Raw genomic sequence first — 18,506 nt, 5'->3', positions numbered from 1 at the left:
GCAGTAAGCCCTCGTTCAGGTTATTCGAGCGGTGTAATCATGGCACACAGGATCGCCTATAAACGACTGATTTCATTAACCATTTGTAGATATCACTTCGAATTTATCTGGATTTCATCAGGGCTTCATAACAGCAGCCCCCGTCATGGCTAGAGTACCTGGGAACACGACAACTCGGAAGCTCATGATGGAATCTTACATTCAAAGTGCACTTGCTGGCGGACAAGTCTCTGCCGGACTAATTCTTATGGTGCTGGGGGCGGGCTTGCTGACTAGCTTCACGCCCTGCGTTTATCCCATGGTGCCTATTACGGCCAGTATCGTCGGGCGGCTCAGTAACAACCGCACGCAGGCCGTGATGAACAGCGTGTTATACGTGCTTGGGCTAGCGGTCGTCTACGCTCTGCTGGGCGTTTTGGCGGCTAGCACGGGGCATCTGTTTGGTTCAATTGCCAGTCACCCAATCGCGCTATTGTTTGTCGCCCTGCTGTGCGCCCTATTTGGCCTGGGCATGCTCGGCTGGATTCCCATCCCGCAGTGGTCACCAGCCATACCCGTGCCGCAAAACCGGCTCGGCCGCCCATTGGTAACTTTCGCCATGGGTGCAGCGTCCGGGTTGGTCATGGCGCCTTGCACCTCACCGGTGCTCGGCATTCTTTTGATCTACGTCGCTGCCCAGGGTGAGCCGCTGTGGGGCGCCCTACTCATGTTTATCTTCGCTTTCGGCATGTCGTCATTGCTCATTCTGGTGGGCTCCTTTAGCGGCGCCGTGTCGGCACTTCCCAAAGCCGGAGCCTGGATGAACATCGTCAAGTACATCCTGGCCGCACTGATGATGGTATCGGCGGCTTATTTCGCCTCTCTCGCTTTTCAATAACTGGTAACGTCCCGGAGGACACCATGCAAAAAAAACTGATTTCCTTTCTCACCGCCGCAGGTCTGGCGTTGGTGGTTGCACTTCCCGTGCAAGCACTGGGTGTGGGCGACAAAGCCCCTAGCTTCACCGCCACTACTATGGATGGCGAAGCGGTTGATCTCGTTGAGTTGATAGGCCATAAGCCCATTTACCTGAAGTTCTGGGCTACCTGGTGCCGCTACTGCATCAACGAGCTGCCTCACGCTCAGCACATTTATGACGAATATGGAGAAGCTATCACCGTACTGGCTATTAACGTCGGTATTAACGATTCCAGGAAAGCCATTAGGGAAGTGTACGAAGAAGCGCGCGTGACCGTACCCACTGTGTTTGACGAAGGCTCTGCCATTACCTCGCAGTACAAAGTCATCGGCACACCCAACCACGTAGTCATCGGGCGGGATGGCACCATCACGTTCAGAAGCTTCCTCGCCTCAGACGAACTTGATCAAGCCCTGCTCGAAGCATTCAATGAAGCTGCCGGAGAAAAACTGTGAAAAAAGTTATCCTTGTTCTATTACTCGCATTCACCCCGTTCGCGGCTGCTAACACTGAGTTAACAACGGTAAACGGCAACACAATAACCATTCCGCAAAAAGGTCCGGCGCACTTGGTCTTCATCGACATCTGGGCCAGCTATGGCGGCCACGGCCCCGAGGCAACCCTGCAAGCCCTGCCCGATTCGTTTCACGAAGCCGTTCCCACCATCTGGCTCCAACCGCGCATGAACGTGACTCCTGATCACCTTCTAGGGTATCAAGAGGCTTTTCCCGACTCCGCCCCTCTGGTGATGGACGACTACTTCCATGTAATGCAGCAGTTCTCAGTGGACAGCATACCGACACACGTACTGCTGGAAGATGGCAAGGTGGTGTTCTCTGGCAATACCGAAACCTTTCTGAAGCACTTGGGGTATGAGTCGATGGAGGTGACTGCTGAACAGACCGAGGATGCGTCTACTGACGAGCATGCTAGCGATGCAATTGCTCTTGTTCCATCTGTGAAAGACATAGCCAATCTTGATGATTTCTTATTCTCGGCCGGCGACACCGTACACCTGATTTTTTTGGACGACCTTTGCCCTTCGGCTCACTTCCCGGGTTGTGAAGAGACCGTTAAGGAGATCAGCCAAAGTTACCGTGCTGAAGATCACAACTGGGTTTTGATTTACAACAGCTTCTATTCCGACCAGTCCACAAGCAAGGCGTTTTCGGAAAAGCACAACCTGACCATGCCCGCCCTTTTTGATGAAGACCTGACGTTCTTTAAGCGTTACAAAGTGTACAGCACGCCCTACTTTATCCACCTGAACAGGAATGGCGAGATCCACCATAGAGGAAGTGATGTTACTCCGTTGACCAAGCGCTTGCAGGGACGGGATTAGTCCCGATTAGCCCCACTTTCACGCTTGAACAAATTTCAGCAACCGCGCGTAGCGTTTCCAATACCTTGGGGGCGCGCGCCTGGTTAGCGGTATCTCCTGGTGCAGCGTTGTCTGTTATTAACAGCCCCGTGGCGCAGCCACCCAGAAACACGAGTTCTTCGTTCAGCTCTCCCATCCCGACAGCCAGGGTCAGAACCCCAAATTAGGGCCTTGTGGTTTCACAGCATCCTACCTTCTTTTTCAGTTCCTTTATCGCTATCGCTGTTTCTCTGGCACGGCCAGCGCGTATGGCGTCGGTGTTTAACAACTCTCAGGCGTGCAATTCACTTCCGGACCGCCTGTTAGAGGTCCATACTTGACCTGGACGGACCCTATAGCACCAATTGGTCTACAAGACGCAGACTGCCCCAACGGCCCAGCTTGCGCTTAATGGCGCAGAACGGCGTAAAAAATGGTCATAAGTCTGTTGGTGGGCAGATTTGAGCGCCTGAAAAGGCGATTCACGCGAAGGCTGCAGCGTAGTTGTACTTAGAAAATAACGCATAATGTGTTGTTCTTCGCCAATCTAGCCGTTATCTGAACAAATTGAACAATGTCGAAATAAGCAAAGGCGAACTCATGCACGGCTCAAGTATCAGGTTATGGCTTTACTCCGTGCCCGCGATTGTCGGGGTCCTGGCGGGGCTTTGGCACTACTCCCTGGCTGGAATGGACCACTTTCGTGTCGTGGTCATCGCCGCGCTGCTGGGGTGGCTGGCGTATCGTTACCTGCTGCCGTTCATGATGATCAAGCGGCGGGCCCTGCTGGCTCATGTCACCACGGATTCCAGCTGGGCCAGGCGTATCTTCTGGAACAGTATCCTCGGAAGGCTGGTTTTAGCCGTGTCCTCCGTCATTACGGCTCTGTTTGTATTGGTGATGGTGACGGGGCTGCAGTTGTTTGAATGGTACGTCTTGTTCGGCAGCGTTCTCTCCTTCCTGGCGCTGTACCTTTTGTGTAACAAGTCACTAGGGGGCCAATTCAGCGCCGAGCACCGGTTTCCCTTCACGTTGCGTATTGCCAGCCGCATTAATTTAGCGGTGATGACGATTGCCCTGGTAGCCGTGCAAATACTCTGGCTGGAAGTAGACGATACGCGCTACTTATCGATCTCAGAAGTCTTCCAGAGCGCCTATGCGCAGCATTCCGCATCGGCCGCGTTAGACGAAGTGGGTTGGTTGATTGGGCTCAATTCCGCTGTGTCTTATAGCCTTTGGCATATCATGCAGCTCACCTCCGGTGCCGACAGCTCCGTGCTAACCAAGATGTCGGCATGGCTAGCATTTTTAGTATTCAGCGCCATCAAACTGGGAGCGATCTGGACGGTACTGTTAGGTATCCCGTCCTTGGTGTTTGAGCTTCTAAAAGACAAAAAAAGTGACCCCCAAAGCCGCCGCCGCGGCATTCTCACCACCGCTATTGCGGCAAGCGTGGTTCTAGGTTCCGGAGCTTACCTATTGAACTCACAGGTCACTGTGGCGCCTTTTATTAATTCGTTGTCGGGCACTCTACGTCAAACCTTGGTGAACGACCCTTGCCAACGGCAAGCGCCCATCGAGCAGCAAGAGTTGGCGGCTCAGGCCGAACGCGCTTTGACGCAGCAACAAAAACAGCTCATGGTGCACATGGAGCAGGAGATCGACCGCCACGTTGATCACGCCTTCGCCAAGGCCGACGTAGGCGTCGACAGCTTTCTGGATTGGAATTTCAGTTTACGAGGGCAATACACCCAGCTCTTGTTCCTGAGCCGCTCTATGGTGGGTGAGACTTCGTTTGCGGAACACCTCGGCGAGCGCATGGACAGCCACATTGATGAGGCAATAGGCCCGGGCCTAAGCAGCTTGAATGACCGCCTGAACGTGACGTTCAGTGACGGCCTAAACCAGGCTTACGCAAAACATGACGCTTATCTTAATGCGTTAGTTCAGCGCGCTAATTGCGTAACCCTGGCCACACCCGACTTGCCCTTAACCGACTACGTTAACAAATCGCTGGTGGGTACTGGTTTCGTGGTAGGGCCAGCCGCCGGGGTGCTCGCCGTAAGAGCCGGCACCCGAGCGGCGCTTCCAGCCGCGCGGGCCACCGCAGGAACCGGCTCACGGGTAGCCGCCAGACCGGCGAGCAATCGCGTTATCTCCCAAATGTTCGCACGCCTAACCGCGCGCGCCGCCGCAGGCGCCGCCTCCGGATCGGCCGGCGCCGTGTGCGGGCCATTTATGATTGCCTGCGGTTCCGCCTTTGCCGCCGCTACCTGGATAGGCATGGACATCGCCATTAACGAAGTTGACGAAGCCATCAACCGCCAGCAAATGCGAGAAGACATGCTAACCGTACTGAGCGAACAGAAAGCCGCTCTTAAGGCCGAACTAAAGGAGCAATACTCCAACGCCGCTTCCCTGGCGTTTGAAGCTGTTGAGGAGTATCAAAGCCAGACGTTTAATATTCGGAGGGATGGATTTGGGAGAGGGTAAAGGCTCTAGAGGAGCCTAGCTCTGAATTTACTCGGTTAATTTCCCGAGAAGTAATGTTTAACTGGCTCTTTCACGACATGAGTGAAGCGTGCGTGATCGCCCTTTTCATGCCTTATCCGACCAGCAACAATTGCAGGGTGAACCTTCGCCTCTTTCGCCACATTGTAGACATCGTGTTCGTCGGCAATTACCCCCGTCCAGAGCTCTGGTGGAATTAAAGAATTCTGAGCTAACTCATTTGCTTCTTCTTCCATCTTGTCCAACCCCAAGTCATCCAGGTTATCGAGAATCCATCGATTATCTTCAGTCAGGTGCAGGCGCACGTGAGCTAGTTCGTGTAGCAGAGTAAACCAAAAGTTGTCCAAGCGGTTGTAACGTAATGTCAAAGCGACTACTGGCTGCCCATCTGCAAGCAGAAAAGCAGCGCCATCCAGATAAGTGCCTTCGTACTTAGGTACTACCACAGCGCGCACGCCAACAGCACTCAACACTTGCATCGCTTTGATCGGGCCATCGGTTTCAGTGGAAAGTGTTGCCAGGTCGCGGAAAAAGATGGGTGTTAACACTTCTTGGTCATATGTGCCGCAGTGCAGCTGCGCCGCCTTAAACATGGTTTCCGCCTTCCAAGCCCACAGCGCGTAAGGGTCATCTACTTTCGAGTTGCTGGTCGCATGGGCGGTAGAGCGCAGGAGCGCGGGGGCGCTTTGAGAAGCTCCCGGCACTTTCGAAAAGAATCCACCAACCAGCTCTTCGGCATACTCCTTGATGTTGACGTAGGTCTCATTGATCTGCCCGAATAATCCTCGCTTGCGCATTTCTTGTAGCGGAAAAGCACACCAATCTACTTCCCTAGGTAGATCTATCGGAACTTGATTCTGCATCAGAACATCGTATGGAATGCCCAGCCCTTCGTGTAGCTTGCGGATCATATTGAGGCTAAGAGCGCGTTTGCCACTTAGCACCTCGGACACTTTAGACTTAGACCCGATGTACGGGACCAAATCTTTTTGCGCCAATCCCTGCTGTTCCATCCGAAACTTGACGGCTTCGACAGGGCTTGGCAAGTCTATCGGGAAAGCCTCTTTTTCATAGGCTTCTATCAGCAGTGCTAGCACGTCAATCTCGTCGCTCTCGGCAGTGCCGGGAGCAGGGTCCAGATCGAACAGTTCATCCAGGCGCGCCAGCGCGGCCTGATGCTCAGATTCGGATTTAATTAGTTTCATCATCACCTTACCCTCCTTCCTAGAAGGTCTGCTTGTCATATTCCGCGTGGGTGCCCACCCATTCCACCTTCAAGATACCCCGCTGATAACGCGCGGTTACAACCAGGCGATAGTCGTTGCCTTTAAGGCGGAACACCACCTTGTTGTTCGGGAGAATGCTCGCCCTGGGGTAGCGGTCCCGTACCTGATCGGGCGTTTCCCAGGTTGCTTCTTCCGCTTCCGCAAGCCAGCTTCCCAGGGCGCTTTTTGAATTGGCGTGTTTTCTAATAAAGGCATCCAGCTTGTCTCGTCCTAAGACTCTCATAACAACCTCAGGTTCCCATAATGGGAACTATAGCTGATGTGTTCCCGCAAAGGGAACTAATAATTAATAAGAATTTGTTATATGACGAGCCCATGGGCCTTCCAAATCAAAGTTCTTGTGACGGGCGACCATTAAATTGATCATTCTGCCGCCTACTCATCACGCCATTTCGAAATCGGTGAATCTAAATTGCCAGCTCATCTAGCAATTTCCGCACAACGGAGCGTGCGTCATTCTGGTTGGATAGAGTTACGCACCCCACTCCATGCCTTTCCTGGTACTCCTGATCTGCTAGCCTTCCAACGTCTGGATTCGCGGGAACCAGAATCAAGGACAGCTCCGGCCTGCGACCACACAGCCGTAGCGAATCCCGGTAAATATGAGCGGACGCCATAGAGTCTAATATACGCGTTTTACTAGACGAGTATTTACTATCTAAACAGATAAACCGCTTTGATCCATCTTCGTCCACCTCTAACACTAGGTCTGGGCGCCGCTCCCGACTAATTGAACAATACCCGTACTGGTTTACCGACTCCAGTGAGCGACAGGTCATCTGAGAGTAAAGCCGCAACGTTCGTTCGGGGGATTGCCCCTCCAACAAGAAGCACGCCGGCTTCTTGGCGCGCAGTCGCCAATGGTAATCGGGAAAAAATGCTTGCAGTTGCTGGTCGATCGCGACAAAGCACCAAGCCTCATAGATCTCCCAGGTCGGTGCTAGATAGTGTTGTTCATCTTCAGCAAGCTCAGAAATACCGAGCCTGAGCAGCCGAACCCCAGTATGGTGCGTCATACTGTAATGCGGATTACCCGATACGGCATTAAGCTCCGCTGCACTACAGTTCGCGACATCTGCTGCGTGAAAAGGCTCACTACGAGCAAGTCTAGCCAGCTTGCGGTCGATGTTTTCCAAATATGCAATGCGCCGAGGCAGGCGCGGCGCGATGTCAGTTTCGGTATCAGAGGCTTGGCCTGAATAATCGGAGAATAATTTGATCAGTCCCCTGACTAATCGCTGAACGGCATGAAGTTGTCGGGTAATCAACCGATTGGCTGGATTATCGTAAGTTGGCTCATGAAACGGAACGTCGATGCGCTTATCGCGTACGTCTACCTTTAAACCATCCGTACCCGAAAGCGCCAGCATTACGTGGGGATTACATGAAAGTTGCCGTAACGTCGCACCATCGACGCGTTTCACGCTCGGAAAAGCCACTTGCTCCCGCCGACCACGAGTACGGATAATAGGCCGTTCAATGATATAGCCTAGGCCTGATATATAGCGGTCAATGAATTGCCTCAAGCGAGCGTACCGTATCCACAAGTTCAGCTCGTTTTCAGATCGACCCCCTAAACCATGTTGAGATGGCTCATTTCCCAATAACAGCTCAGGAGCGTAGTCTGCGATATCGGCAAGATACTCAGCATATTGTTCTCGGCCTGTTTTATATGGCGAAGGACCGATATCTGCAACAAAGAGCAATGGTATCTGTGTGGTGGGCAACTCCAGCTCCAAACCAACTTCACCGGCATAGTAGCCTGGTGACCAGCGCCAATACTCATATCGGCTATCCAGCTCTACCGGCATGTCATCGACGAAGAGCCGCGCAAGTCTATTGGGGCAGCGAATCAAGTAGTGTTGCGATTCGTGCAGTCCGTACAGCTTCGATTCCGTAGATAAATGCCCAACTAGGGTTAAGCTGTCACGCTCTTGACGGAAGACTTCGAGCTTCATATTAGCGCCAGAACCGCATCATGCCTGTATCTGAAAGATCTACCTTAAGAGCCTGAACTTTGGCTTCACATCGTTTAAGCTGAAATCTGTTCAGGACCGCAAGAACCTGCGTCAAGGCATGGTGCAGTCGTTGGCTTTCCGTGCCTCGGAGTTTTGGCAAGATCCGAGCGTAGATCACTTCGTCCAGTCCAACGGTGATGTTGAAGTCAGGCGATGCTTTTGCGAGTTGTAGATAAGCGAGAACGTCTTCAACAGAACGCCAACCAAAATGCAGCCGTTCCGGCGCCAGAGCCTCCAGTAGCTCTTGTAGGCATTGGCGGGTGGCGGCTAATTCCTCTGGCTCCAAGGTGAATTCTTCCCACCGTGGATAGTCCGCCAAATCAATATCCCAGAATTCTAGGGTAAATGCCCTATCAAGCACCTTGTCAGAAATCCCATGAGTCGTCTCATCCATATTTACAGTACCGATAAAAGCCACGTTAGCGGGGTATGGGATTACATGTGGCACGCCATCGAAAGTATCGCCCTCGTTGTGCAGGTGTAAACGGCCGCCGGACTCCATCGCCGATAAAACGGGAGCAAAATACTGTTCGGGGTGAGAAAGGTTCATTTCATCGAGAATGGCGATAAAGGGCTGATCTGGGTGGTTTGCTGCGCGCAACAAAAAATCCAACAGTGGCGAGCGTATATAATTCTCGGGTAGCAACGGATTGATGTATCCAAAGAGTGGAGTTGCATCGTACCAACCGGGCTGCACAGCTTGAACAAAAACATTTTGTTCAGCGGTCAGTCCAAATTGACTCACTAGCGACTCACCATAACGCTGCGCCAGCATGGTTTTTCCAGAGCCCGACAATCCGGCAAGAATGGCAAAGTGCCGCCTTGGGTGGGACCATAGCCCTAGGTGTAGTTGCCTTACTAAGCGCTCCGGAAACGCCGTGTCCCTCGTTACTTCGTCGACTAAAGCCGCTTGATCAACTGTATCAATTGCTACCGCTTTAGCTTCTACGGCTGGAACTTCCGCAGTATCCTCGGTTTTACTGGCATTCAGAAACTCTGGCTCCCAGTAAATCTGGGCCGTCCAATCGCGTCCAATATCCGTTAGTCGGTATCGCCCATTGGGTAGGGCTTCCAGCAGTTCGAAGTCCCGCAGCCACTTAAGCATAGCGCCTGGTGCATAGTTCGAAGTCCACCCGGGGTTGACCTGCTGTAGGAGGTTAATGAGCTCGTGACCGTCCTTGTCACCATCCTTCAGTGCGGTAAGCACATGATCCACGCCAAGTGTTCTTGCGATAAACAGAGGGATCAGTTCCTGAGGGTCCTGGCTCTCGAGATACAGCTCCCCTCGTGCAGTAGGAGTGATAATGCCGTCTTCCTCCTGAACAACGTAGAACTCGTTCTTCAGTATGTTAACCAGCGTTCTCAGGCTGCTATCACGGTAATCTGGGAACTCGGAGCGAAGAAAATCTACCAACTCCTCCCGTGTAACCCCGTCAACTACAAAGCTAAGTGCACTCGCGATGGTGGAGAGTCCACCACGAATGCTGGTAAAGCCCTTGCGGCGTTGCAATGCTGGTAATGGCTTGAGCGTAACTTCGCCTTCATCGGTCGCAGCTTCCACCTCTGTGCCGGCACCAGTATCTTGAACATGGTCCTGAAAGACCATCCAGGGTAGCGTCATTCTTTCCGCCCAGGATTTGGGCCTCGGTTCTACAGCCCCTAACAGAGTTTCGAGGCGCGCCATGATGTCAATCTGGCGCTTCACTCCATTCGGTTTCTTTTGTTTGCCGAACAGGGCACGGTGGCATTCCAATGCCATACGGCGGTTCGTGATAGTGGTGAAATACGCTGGATAAAGTGCTGCCAGCACCCGGTATATTTTTACCCACGGCACACGTTTAGAATAATTCTTAATGCGGGCTACGATAGCGTCATGGAAACTTTGAAAGTATGCAAGACGCGCATCAGGGGCACTCGGTAGCGGTTTGACAGACTCCTCCGCAAGCCACTCTCGGAACTCCGGCGCTTCAATAGCGGCGGTGACATCGACAGTACCCATTCCCACACCGCTAACTTTGTTTTCCTCCCATAACCGCCATTGGAACTCCCGGCTCTTGCGAAGCGCCAGATCAGCATTCTGGACATAGCTTAAAAATTCCGTCAGCCCCTTAATCCATTCCGGGTGGCGCTCGCCAGGATTGATGCTGGTCAAAACCGACCGCAACTGCTCGTCACCTAAAAGCTTAGTATCCATAGTTTTGTTTTGTCCTGTAGCTTGTGTTTAACATTCTTGCTGAGTTCTTACATTGAAGCTTGTGTGACTATCGCAGCTCAGTCCGCTGTCAAAGCCCCTCCACATCCATCCCATGCTCAGCCAACCACTGTTTGCGCTCTTCATAGTCGGGCATGGCGCGTTCCAGTCGCAACCAGAACTCAGCTGAATGGTTGGGCTCGTGCAGATGCACCAGTTCGTGAACCACAACGTATTCGGCGATGCGCGCGGGCAGGAGAATGGTTTTCCAGTGGAAGTAGAGCATTTCGCCCTTACCGCAGGAGCCCCAGCGGTAGCCCAAATCCTGCACTTTCACGCCGGCGGGTTTCACTTCCAGGCGGGCGGCAAAGTCCTGCACGCGCTGCCAAAGCCAGGTTTTACCGCGCTGGCTGTACCAGCGGATAAAGTGTTGGCGGGCTTCGGGCACGGCATCGCGGCGCAGGTGAAACCGGCCGTTGATCAGTTTTAGCGGTTCAGGCAGTTCGTCATCCATCAGATTCAGTCGGTGGTGACGGCCCAGGTACATAAAGCCCTCACCCTGCACAAACTGTTTGTGGCGAATGGTTTTCTGCATCAGCGCCTTTTCGGCGAGCTTTTTGTACACCCAGGGCTGTTTGCTGCGCACAAAGGCTTCCAGCGTTTCAACTTCTACGCCCGGGGGAGATGTCAGCAGTAGCGAGCAGTCGCGTTCCACCGTCAGTTGCAAAGTGCGGCGATGGGCGCTTTCGCGCACGGGGATGGTTAAGTCGTCGACGGTAACGATCATTCCCGTTCCTTTTCCTGTTCTTCGTCCTGCTCCAGCTTATAGCTGTTGGCTTTAGCCAATTCCCGCAACTTATCAACCAGCGGCGGCACATCGTTGAAATCCAACAGTTCACTGTCGACGATGCGCTCAAACAAGGCCTGCTCCAAAGACTCCTGCATGGGACGGCGGTGGGGTTGCCAGAAGCTGGAGGTTTTTACCTCGCGGCTGATGTATTCCACCAGGCTTTCGGTGAGGGTGATCAGGTCTGCTTCCACCGCCATATCAGGCTGGGCATCGCCGCATTTGGCGGCGCGCAGCATGCGGTAGAACGGCAGGTAGTGCTCCGGCACATCGGGCAAACCCGCCTCGTGCTGGGTGCTGCCGCTGTTGACCTCGTCGATGATGGATTGCAGTGCGGTAATCAGCTCGGCCCACTGCCCTTCCAGCCCGTCCAGTATTTCCTTTAAGCGCTCACTGAGTTTGCCGTAGTACACCGGGTCTTCATCCAGCTTTTGCTGCACGTGGCTGCGAATGGCGTGCTCCATTTCCGAGGCCACGGCTTTTTGGGCTTTCTCGGGATCGGCGTTGTAACAGGCTGCTTGCTCGCGCACTTGGTTCAGCTGCTGGCTGAAGCTGGCATCGGTCAGATTCACCGGGGCGATTTTCGGGTCGATGCCTAAGGAGATCACGTGATCGTCAATCAGCTTGCGCACCTTGGCACCCACGTCTTTGCCCAGCACCGGGCCGTCGCGGTAGCGGCGCCGGGCGGCGGCGTAGATCATGGCCAGTTGTTTGGCGTCCTGGGTAAAGGGCAAGGCCTCCGGGCGGGGCAACACCAGGTCCAGGCTCTGCATAAAGGCTTTGACCTTTACCCCAAACTCCTGGCGCAGGCGCTCGCTGTCCAGGGCCTGCACGCAGGTTTCGATATCGTTTAGGTCTTCCATGCCACGGGCGCGCAGCACGTCCACTGCCCGCAGGTGGCGGTCGCGCAGAGCGGGGATTTCGTCTTTCAGGCTGCGCAGGGCGCCGTCCACGTCTTCATCGCTGTAGGCGGCCAGTGCGGCTTTCAGGTGATTGGCCACACCATAGTAATCCACCACAATGCCGGCGGTTTTGCCAAAGCCGGTGCGGTTGACGCGGGCGATGGTTTGCAGCAGTTCCGCTTCGCGAATGGAACGGTCCAGGTACATGACGCCTTCAATGGGGGCATCAAAGCCGGTGAGCAGCATGGATTTGACGATCAAAAAAGCCAGCGAGTCGCTATTGTCTTTGCCGGCCCCTTCTTTGGGCAGCAGCGGTTTTTTGAAACGCTCAATGGCCAGGTCTTGGGCGGCGCGGTCGGTGTGTTCGGCCCACTCGCTGCCGTCGTTATTATCGCCGGAGATAATGGTGGCAAACTGCAATCGGCCAATCAGTTCCCGGTAGCGCCAGGCCTGCACTAGCGCCTGCATTTTGGGGGACTTGCGACACAGTTCTTCATCGTCCAGGGCTTTGATGTCCGGGCTCAGGTAGCCTGCTTCGCCTAGCAGCTCGTCTCGGGCTTTATCAAAGGCGCTTTTGTAGCGCACCGCCGCCAGGCGGCTATAGGCCACCACTTGGGCTTTAAAACCATTAGGCAGAATGTAGGTGACGTAGTGGCGCAGCATGTCCCGCGCTTTTTCGTCGATCAGCTTGGGCGCTTCCAGCACATTGCCCTTGGTGGCGTACTTCTTTTTGATCGCCTCCAGCTCGTCGTCGCTTTTGCCAGCAAAAAAATCTTCAAACAACTCGTCCAGACTGCTGCCGTCTTTCACCGCGCCCTGCACCGTGCGGCCTTCGTACAGCACGGGTACGGTGGCCCCATCGGCCTCCGCCTCGCGGATGGTGTACTTGTCGATAAACTCGCCGAAGATTTCGTGGGTGCGTTTTTTCTCGCCCATGATAATGGGCGTGCCGGTAAAGCCGATGCGCGCGCAGTTGGGCAGGCTGGCCAGCAGGTTGGCGTGCAGGTCGCCGGCCTGGGTGCGGTGGGCCTCGTCCACCATTACCAGAATATCTTCGCTGTTGTTCAACTGCTCAAAGTCGCCGAGCTTGCTGGCCTCGTCCCGGTATTTTTGGATCATGGCGAACACCAGCCCCGGCCCGTCTTGGCGCAGCATGTTTTTCAGGGCCTGGCTGTTCTTGGCGATTTGCACCGCCTCGCCACTCAAGGTGGCGGTGCCGGAGAGCTGTTTTTGCAGGTCGTTGCGGTCGGTGACCACCACCACTTTAAAGCGGCGCAGGGCCGGGTCCGTGCGAATACGGCGCAGGGCGAACACCATGGTCAGGCTTTTGCCCGAGCCCTGGGTGTGCCAGACAATGCCGCCGCGGCGGTCGTATTCGCCGTCCTGCTTGCGGGTTTTGCCGTTTTTCAGGCGGTGAGTGGCTTTGACCACGCCGCGATACTGCTGATAGCGGCACACCAGTTTGATGGTCTGGCCGCCGGTGGTCATAAACAGGGTAAAGTGACGCACTATGTCCAGCAGGTTGGCTTTATCCAACATGCCCGCCACGGTGCGCTGCTGGGGCGAGAGGCTTTTGACTCCCAGGCGGTCTGCCACCTCGGCCTCGGTGCGGTGGGGGTTGTCGATGCCTGCCACGGTTTTCCAAGGTAGGTAGTGGCCGCTGCCGGCGGCCAGGGTGCCCACCAAGCAATCATCAAAACAGGTGGCCAGCATAAACTGATTGGTATTGAACAGCGCCGGTGCGCCTTCGTTATCGCTTACCTCGCCCTGGGCAAAGCGCTGATTGGAATAGCGGCGTAACTGGTCAATGGCCTCACTCACTGGCGCGGAGCTGGCGGTTGGGCTTTTGCACTCAACCACCACCAGCGGAATGCCGTTGACCAGCAGCACCAAATCCGGAATCACATGCTGTTTGACGCTGTCGTGCCCCGGCGGGCACTGCACCTTGAATTGGTTGATCACGGTGAACTGATTATTGGTCGGGTTTTCCCAGTCGATGAAATGGATGGTGCGCGAACGCCCGCCGTCCCAATCCGCCAGGCCGTCTACCACAAAGCCCTCGGTCAATAATTCCGTGGCAACCTGGTTGGCCTCCATCAGCCCCGGCGCGGCAATGCGAGTAAGAGCCGAGACCGCACTGCTGATGCGCTCCTCGTCCAGCCACTCCACCTGCTCGCCATTGTCCAAAGTGCGGGTATTGATCCGTTTTAGCTGGGCGCGCAGTACGTCGGTTTGCAATACCTCGGCAAAGCTCTTGCGCCCGGTGGCCGCCGGGTTATCCAGGCTGCCGGGGGTAAAGGTCCAGCCCATAGCCACCAGCTGGTCGATTAAGGGCTGTTCGCTGTACTGTAACTCCGGGCCCATAAACAAACTCCTGTTAGCTGGCTTTGGCGGTTAAGGGCCTGTTGGCGCCAATTGGATGATCGCTGCCGGAGGACAGTTTTTTGTCCAGCAAGGCAGAGGGAGCGCGGTTTGGCAGCGCCAAATAAGCGACCGATAACGCCGCTGGGCGAAAAAATGGCCCCGGCCCAACGGGTTGCGACTGAAAAAAGCGCGTCAGTTTAATTTTCATAGTATTCATACAATAACAAAACACTTCGCTCTCTCCGGTACAGTTCAAATTTTGTCGCGCTTTTTCAGTTGCAACAGCGATTATTCAATTGGCGTTAACAGGCCCCCGAATTGACGCGGACGCGGCCGGTTAGGAGGTCGTCCATTAGGCCGGATTTTTGTTTTTTGAGTTTCCCGAGTGTTTTTTCTTCGGAAAACAACTTCTGCTCAAACTTTCGGATGGCAGCCGTAATTTGGTCTTGCTCATCGCGACCAGGAACCGGCATCAAAAACTCTCGGATCTCTTCAAGATGAAGGTTAATTACCGTGCCTTGCTTGGACCTATTCTGAATCTGCAACTTCAAAACATTTGAATTAAGAACCGATGTAACATAGCTGGGATTCGTTTTTTCTGGGTCAACCAGCCGAATCATCGCCAAGCTCACAAAAATGGAGAACTCCCAGTCCCAATCAACCAGTTTAGCAATACCCACTGTCCCGTTTTTCGACAGCAATATGTCGCCCTTTTGAGGAGCACACCTCGCGGTAAGAAAACTATGCTCAGCCTTAGAAATATACTTGGTTTTTGTGGGGTCAATGGTACGAGACTGAACATTAGTTACTCGCAAAAAGGGAACGCCACTATCTGTATAGGTTGGAGTAAAATGAGTCCCGTCAACTATTTTTGAAGACAAGCTCTGAAGCTCATGGAGTTCCCATTCCCTCGGAATCCACCCCAGCGGCGATTCTTTATAGAGTTCGGGGGCTTGGTCGCGAGGTGGGCGGAGTTGGCCGTTGGCGTCGATACCGCGCGTCAGCAGGTCGTGCAGCAGGCCCTGCTTGACCTGCTGCAGTTTGGCGATAATGGCCTCGGTTTGGCGGATTTGGGTGTCCAGGGTGTCGAGGATATTGGCGATGGTTTTCTGCTCAGCCTGCTCAGGACAAAAGACTTTAAGTTGTCTGAGTTGTGCCCAGGAGGTCCTTGGCATTTTAGTGCCAACAGCGGTTTCTTCCGCACACCGAAAAACACTCTCAGACTGGAATACTCTCGCAGCGTATTCTGGGACAACATCGTCAGCTGACCGCAGTACCAACAAGTCTGTCGAACAGTATCCGTCAAAAGGGGCTAGAACGCTCTTTCTTAAGTTAGGCCTTAGTTTTCCAAATATGGTATCGCCAGACTTGAACACCGAATTGGTGCTAATAGACACGCTAGGTTCTGCATATCCATTCAAGTAAGAACTAGAAGAGTCTAAATGTTCAAGCCCAATATACTTTAGGTTCGCGTCTTTAATTCCATTGATTTTGTCTTTGACCGCAAAGGAAACGTCGCCGAGCTTTCTGTAGTCAGACATACCCCAACCCCTCCAAATACCCGGCCAGTTGCTTCGCCGCCTGATCCCGCTCTTGTTCAATCTCAGTGAGCGTCACTTGGTATTTGTCCCACCAGCGTTCCACGGCCGCGATCACTTGTTGGCGCTGGGCACTGATATAGCGCTCGACGATGCTGTGCATATCGTTGTGCAGAATATTGAGCAGCAGTTCGGCGGCCTGGGTATTGTCCAAGGCGTCCACACCGGCATTGAGTTCCTCCGGCAGGGCGGCCTGTTTTTCCTTGAGTTTTTTGGCGTTGGCGGTGCGCTGCTGTTTCCAGGTTTTAATCTGTTTTTCCAGCTTGGTGATTTCCGCTTCGCTCAGCGGCTCGTTATCGCTTTCATCGTCATCGTCCCCGCTTTTGGGTAGCTGTTCCTCGGCGGCTTTGACCTGGCTGTCCAGCTCGGCTTTGCGGTTTTCCAATTGTTGCAGCTCTTCCAAAAAACCATTCAATAAAAACTTCACCAGCTTGTGTTCCAACGGGTCGTCTTTGTTGTTTTTGTCCTCCATGGCGGTAAGGATGCTGGTGCGCCAGGCGTCCACGACGCCGCGGCTGTCGCGCGCCATCAGGGTGAGAAAGTCGTATTTTTGCTGGTGCCAGAAGCCGGCGATCATGCCGCTGATTTGAAAGTCGTCCAGCAGGCCGATGGGTTTCAGGGCCTCGCTAAAACTGCTGAGCAGCTCTTTGCGCAGGGCGGCGTATTCCCGGTGTTGGGCCAGTGCCGTGATGCTCTGGCTGTGGTGTTGCCACCAGTGGTTAAAAGCGTCGCGCAGGGCTTGTTCCTGAGCCTGCACCCCGGCGTTTTGCTCGATGGCGGGTTTGATGTCCGCTTTTTGGCCGAACGACTCGCGAAACAGCTGGTAGCCCGGGTCGCCGGCTTTAGGCTGGAACAGGTCTTCGGGGTTCAGGCCATGAGCCTGGAACAGGGGCAACTTGGCGGCAATCTCCACCTCGGGAATGCCGCCCACCAGGTGGGCGTGTACGTCGTGGGGCTCCGGCGGCGGGGCGTTGTCCGCGTAGCGGCGGATGTTCAGGTTGTAGCCGTTCTCGCGCAGGGTGTCGGTGCTGACGATGCTGGCAAAGCCGGGGATGTCCCGCCCCTCGCCTTCGGCAAAGGCCTCGTAGACAGCGGCGATTTTTTCGATGTGCTCGGGCATCAGGTAGTTTTGCGCCCGGCCCTCGAAGTATTCCCGGTCGGCATTGATAAACAGGGTTTTGCCCCGGTTGTTCGGGTGTTTGCTGCTCACCTGCTGGGCGCCTTCGCTCACGCGCTGGCGCAGCACCAGTATGCAGGCGGGAATGCCGGTGCCATAAAACAGGTTGGGCGGCAGGCCGATCACTGCTTCCAGCAGGTCGTGCTCAATAATGCCGGCGCGGATGCGCTGCTCGTCGCCGCCGCGAAACAACACGCCGTGGGGCAGCACGGTGGCCACCATGCCGCCTTCGGCACATACGGCGAGCATATGCTGCAGGAACATCAGGTCCGCCTTTTTGCTGCCCAGGGGCACCTCGCCGTATTGGAAGCGCTCGCGGTGTAAGGGCTGGAACACCGGCTGGCCGGTTTCGTCTTCGTCTTTGCTGCCGAAGTTGATGGAAAACGGCGGGTTGGTAAGGATACGGTCAAAGCGCTGCAGCTCGCCGTCTTTGATGTGGCGGGGCTTTTCCAGAGTGTCGTCGTTCTGCAGGTTGGCGGTGGTGATGCCGTGCAGCAGCATGTTCATTTTGGCAATGGACCAGACGGTGCCGGCGGCCTCCTGGCCGTAGCAGTCCAGCCGGTAGCCCTCGCCGCCGTGCTCGTCGATCCACTCCTTGGCGGCAATCAGCATACCGCCGGAGCCGCAGCAGGGGTCGTAAACGCGGTGGCCCTGCTCGGGCTTTAACAGCCGCACCATTAAGCGCACCACCGGGCGGGGCGTATAGAACTCGCCGCCCTTTTTACCGGCGGAGTCGGCAAAGTCGCCAATCAGGTATTCGTAGGCGGCGCCCAGCAGGTCCGGAAATTCAAAGTCCCGGTCGCGCAGGCGGTATTTGTTGAAGTGGTTAATCAACCCGCGCAGTTTGATATCCGGCAGCTTGCTCTGGCCCACCTTGCGATTGAAGTCGATATGCTCCAGCACGTCCTGCAGGCTGGTGTTGCCCTGCTCCAGGCCGCCCAAGGCGGTGTTGAGGGCGTCGCCGACGTTTTTGTGTACTTCCTTGACCAGGTAGCTCCAGCGGGAGTGCTCCGGCACATAGAAGGAATTTTTGTACCAGAGCCGGTTTTCGGCGATTTCGGTGGCCTCGGTTTCGGACTTGCCCTTGGCTTTCTGGTCGGCAATCACCTGCTCGCGGCGCTCTTCGAATACATCCGAGCAGCGCTTGAGGAACAGCATGCCGAAGATGTATTCCTTAAATTCCGAAGCGTCCATTTTGCCGCGCAGGATGTCGGCGGCGTTGAATAAGTGGCGTTCGAGTTGGGAGAGGGTTAGGGGCATACAACGTCCTAGATAAATGAATGCTTGTTTCTTA

General features: G+C 54.7%; 13 protein-coding genes. 4 read left to right on the top strand and 9 right to left on the bottom strand.

Features of this window, described 5'->3' with window-relative positions; genetic code table 11:
• Positions 1-184: 184 nt before the first annotated feature.
• From RBH33_RS09235 to RBH33_RS09220, 4 genes are all read left to right on the top strand, one after another.
• The gene (locus RBH33_RS09235) at positions 185-877 is read left to right on the top strand and encodes a cytochrome c biogenesis protein CcdA (protein WP_306731887.1); all 693 of its coding nucleotides are present in this window, start codon (positions 185-187) and stop codon (positions 875-877) included.
• A gap of 23 nt (positions 878-900) precedes the next feature.
• Positions 901-1,413, top strand: a complete 513-nt coding sequence (locus RBH33_RS09230) for a TlpA family protein disulfide reductase (protein WP_306731886.1) — start codon at positions 901-903, stop codon at positions 1,411-1,413.
• On the top strand, positions 1,410-2,300 hold the full coding sequence (locus RBH33_RS09225) for a peroxiredoxin family protein (RefSeq protein ID WP_306731885.1): 891 nt from the start codon (positions 1,410-1,412) through the stop codon (positions 2,298-2,300). Before RBH33_RS09230 ends, RBH33_RS09225 begins: the two co-directional genes overlap by 4 nt.
• Positions 2,301-2,918: 618 nt before the next feature.
• The gene (locus RBH33_RS09220; RefSeq protein ID WP_306731884.1) at positions 2,919-4,811 is read left to right on the top strand and encodes a hypothetical protein; all 1,893 of its coding nucleotides are present in this window, start codon (positions 2,919-2,921) and stop codon (positions 4,809-4,811) included.
• A gap of 35 nt (positions 4,812-4,846) precedes the next feature.
• Here RBH33_RS09220 and RBH33_RS09215 read toward each other — a convergent pair whose 3' ends face one another.
• From RBH33_RS09215 to RBH33_RS09175, 9 genes are all read right to left on the bottom strand, one after another.
• The gene (locus RBH33_RS09215; RefSeq protein WP_306731883.1) at positions 4,847-6,037 is read right to left on the bottom strand and encodes an ImmA/IrrE family metallo-endopeptidase; all 1,191 of its coding nucleotides are present in this window, start codon (positions 6,035-6,037) and stop codon (positions 4,847-4,849) included.
• A gap of 16 nt (positions 6,038-6,053) precedes the next feature.
• Complete coding sequence (locus tag RBH33_RS09210) at positions 6,054-6,338, bottom strand: type II toxin-antitoxin system HigB family toxin (protein WP_306731882.1); 285 nt, start codon at positions 6,336-6,338, stop codon at positions 6,054-6,056.
• A 184-nt stretch (positions 6,339-6,522) separates the two neighbouring features.
• On the bottom strand, positions 6,523-8,073 hold the full coding sequence (locus tag RBH33_RS09205; RefSeq protein ID WP_306731881.1) for a DUF2357 domain-containing protein: 1,551 nt from the start codon (positions 8,071-8,073) through the stop codon (positions 6,523-6,525).
• Position 8,074: 1 nt separating this feature from the next.
• Complete coding sequence (locus RBH33_RS09200) at positions 8,075-10,327, bottom strand: McrB family protein (RefSeq protein ID WP_306731880.1); 2,253 nt, start codon at positions 10,325-10,327, stop codon at positions 8,075-8,077.
• Positions 10,328-10,415: 88 nt separating this feature from the next.
• Positions 10,416-11,111 (bottom strand): M48 family metallopeptidase, encoded by a 696-nt coding sequence (locus tag RBH33_RS09195; protein WP_306731879.1) that lies wholly within the window; start codon positions 11,109-11,111, stop codon positions 10,416-10,418.
• On the bottom strand, positions 11,108-14,437 hold the full coding sequence (locus RBH33_RS09190; protein ID WP_306731878.1) for a type I restriction endonuclease subunit R: 3,330 nt from the start codon (positions 14,435-14,437) through the stop codon (positions 11,108-11,110). Before RBH33_RS09190 ends, RBH33_RS09195 begins: the two co-directional genes overlap by 4 nt.
• A 13-nt stretch (positions 14,438-14,450) precedes the next feature.
• Positions 14,451-14,654, bottom strand: a complete 204-nt coding sequence (locus tag RBH33_RS09185; RefSeq protein WP_306731877.1) for a hypothetical protein — start codon at positions 14,652-14,654, stop codon at positions 14,451-14,453.
• Between the two features lie 85 nt (positions 14,655-14,739).
• Positions 14,740-15,978, bottom strand: a complete 1,239-nt coding sequence (locus RBH33_RS09180) for a restriction endonuclease subunit S (RefSeq protein WP_306731876.1) — start codon at positions 15,976-15,978, stop codon at positions 14,740-14,742.
• A complete protein-coding gene (locus RBH33_RS09175) occupies positions 15,971-18,472 on the bottom strand; it encodes a type I restriction-modification system subunit M (RefSeq protein ID WP_306731875.1) in 2,502 nt (833 codons plus the stop codon). The genes RBH33_RS09180 and RBH33_RS09175 overlap by 8 nt, the downstream gene beginning before the upstream one ends.
• Between the last annotated feature and the right edge of the window lie 34 nt (positions 18,473-18,506).

This window comes from Marinimicrobium hydrolyticum (genome assembly GCF_030848505.1).
Taxonomy (GTDB): domain Bacteria; phylum Pseudomonadota; class Gammaproteobacteria; order Pseudomonadales; family Cellvibrionaceae; genus JAVDDU01.
This window is presented reverse-complemented; position numbering and strand designations above follow the sequence as displayed.

Coding starts and splice junctions, on each gene's coding strand:
- RBH33_RS09175 (WP_306731875.1), bottom strand. CDS start 18,472: ATGCCCCTAACCCTCTCCCAACTCGAACGCCACTTATTCAACGCCGCC.
- RBH33_RS09205 (WP_306731881.1), bottom strand. CDS start 8,073: ATGAAGCTCGAAGTCTTCCGTCAAGAGCGTGACAGCTTAACCCTAGTT.
- RBH33_RS09180 (WP_306731876.1), bottom strand. CDS start 15,978: ATGTCTGACTACAGAAAGCTCGGCGACGTTTCCTTTGCGGTCAAAGAC.
- RBH33_RS09200 (WP_306731880.1), bottom strand. CDS start 10,327: ATGGATACTAAGCTTTTAGGTGACGAGCAGTTGCGGTCGGTTTTGACC.
- RBH33_RS09195 (WP_306731879.1), bottom strand. CDS start 11,111: ATGATCGTTACCGTCGACGACTTAACCATCCCCGTGCGCGAAAGCGCC.
- RBH33_RS09215 (WP_306731883.1), bottom strand. CDS start 6,037: ATGATGAAACTAATTAAATCCGAATCTGAGCATCAGGCCGCGCTGGCG.
- RBH33_RS09190 (WP_306731878.1), bottom strand. CDS start 14,437: ATGGGCCCGGAGTTACAGTACAGCGAACAGCCCTTAATCGACCAGCTG.
- RBH33_RS09235 (WP_306731887.1), top strand. CDS start 185: ATGATGGAATCTTACATTCAAAGTGCACTTGCTGGCGGACAAGTCTCT.
- RBH33_RS09185 (WP_306731877.1), bottom strand. CDS start 14,654: ATGAATACTATGAAAATTAAACTGACGCGCTTTTTTCAGTCGCAACCC.
- RBH33_RS09230 (WP_306731886.1), top strand. CDS start 901: ATGCAAAAAAAACTGATTTCCTTTCTCACCGCCGCAGGTCTGGCGTTG.
- RBH33_RS09220 (WP_306731884.1), top strand. CDS start 2,919: ATGCACGGCTCAAGTATCAGGTTATGGCTTTACTCCGTGCCCGCGATT.
- RBH33_RS09210 (WP_306731882.1), bottom strand. CDS start 6,338: ATGAGAGTCTTAGGACGAGACAAGCTGGATGCCTTTATTAGAAAACAC.